The sequence below is a fragment of the Paracoccus sp. NIOT.M2S5SZ12 genome, from assembly GCF_057748165.1.
The window spans coordinates 1-1,456 of record NZ_JBYLFR010000054.1 but is presented as its reverse complement, the minus strand read 5'-3'; the positions used below and the strand labels follow the sequence as shown (position 1 = coordinate 1,456).

General features: G+C 63.9%; 1 protein-coding gene. It reads right to left on the bottom strand.

The features are described 5' to 3' along the window. Positions 1-320: 320 nt before the first annotated feature. Positions 321-1,352 (bottom strand): IS110 family RNA-guided transposase, encoded by a 1,032-nt coding sequence (locus tag AC2SGK_RS18220; protein ID WP_488324791.1) that lies wholly within the window; start codon positions 1,350-1,352, stop codon positions 321-323. Positions 1,353-1,456: the final 104 nt, after the last annotated feature.

Sequence of the window (1,456 nt, the reverse complement as noted above, 5' to 3'; positions counted from 1 at the left end):
CTTCGGTAACGGGGTCGTCTCAGTCAAGCCATTTCACGCATGCGCCGTCGTCCGCGAATTGGCGGTTTCAGGTTTGTTATGATCGTCGCACGTCTGGCACAGCCAACTTCGTCTGAGGTCACCTGGGTGCATGCTTCGGTCCGTGGTCGGCGCGCAGGCCGCCAACATGATGCTGGTTCAATGCAGGTCCGATGTGCCCATCTCATTGGCGTGCTCGATGTGGTTCGGCAACAGTCCTGACCACGACATCATCGGAACCGCGTCCCATGGGGACCTGGAAGGCCTGCGGTCAGGCAGGCGACGGTGAAGCGCTTGGCCGATCAGGCTGCTTGCGGAACCTCAATCTCGGATCGGAAGGTTGTGCCGTCAGTCCATATCCGGTGCAGGATCACGCTGATGCGCCGGGCAAGGGCGACCATGGCCCGTTTTGCGCCACGACGGCGCGCGACCTGCACTGCCCATGTTCTCAGCCACGTCGAGCGACCACGATGCATCATGACCGTCGCCGCCTGGCAAAGCGCACGCCGCAGGTTGACGTCCCCTGCTTTGGTGATCCCGCCGGAGATGTCGCGTTCGCCTGACTGGTTGCGTGAAGGCGTGAGGCCGACCCATGGCCCGACCTTCTTCGACGACGTGAACCGCGAGGGGTCATCAACTGCGGAACGGTAGGTCAGCGCCACGACCGCGCCCACGCCCGGCATCGACATCAGACGGCGACAGACAGGGTCGTCTTGCGCCAACTGACGGACCCGGCGTTCCAATCCTGCAAGCTCCTGTCGAAGGGATGCCCGCGCTCGCAGCATCGGCTCGGTCGCGGCGAACAGCATCGGGTTGTCTACCGTCAGCTCTCGGATGCGGTGCTCGAACCTGCCGCGGGAGATCGCGCCGACCTTCAGCCCGAAGTTCCGCAGCAGTCCACGCAATGACAGCTCCAGAGTGATAAAGCCCTGCTGCACGGCTTTGCGGGCACTGAGCAGAGCCCGCACTTCCTGCGCCGAGACGGATTTGCAATGGACGGGCCGGAACCAGCCGAGATGAAGCAGGCGCGCAATGCCCTCGGCATCCCGTCGGTCCGTCTTGATTGGCATCGCCTTCAGGGCACCCTTCACCTGCCGGGTCTCCATCAGCACCACACTCAGGCCCGCCTCGGTCATGCCACGATGCAGCCATTGCGACAGGGGGCCGGCTTCGAGACCGACGACCGCGATGGTGCCCTCCAAGTCCCCAATCCAGCGCGCCAGCGACTCCGGCTCGCTGGCCGCCTGCGCCTCCCTCACGATCTTCCCATGCTCGCTGATGACGCAGATCGCGGTCTTCTCCAGCGACACGTCCAGTCCGACAAACAGCTTCATTCCGCAGTCCTCCAGATGGATCCAATACGGGAATGGCGCCAGATTGCCCTCGGTTTGACAACGGTAACGGGCAGGTCGCAGCGCAGGCCCCGTTACGGCATCTC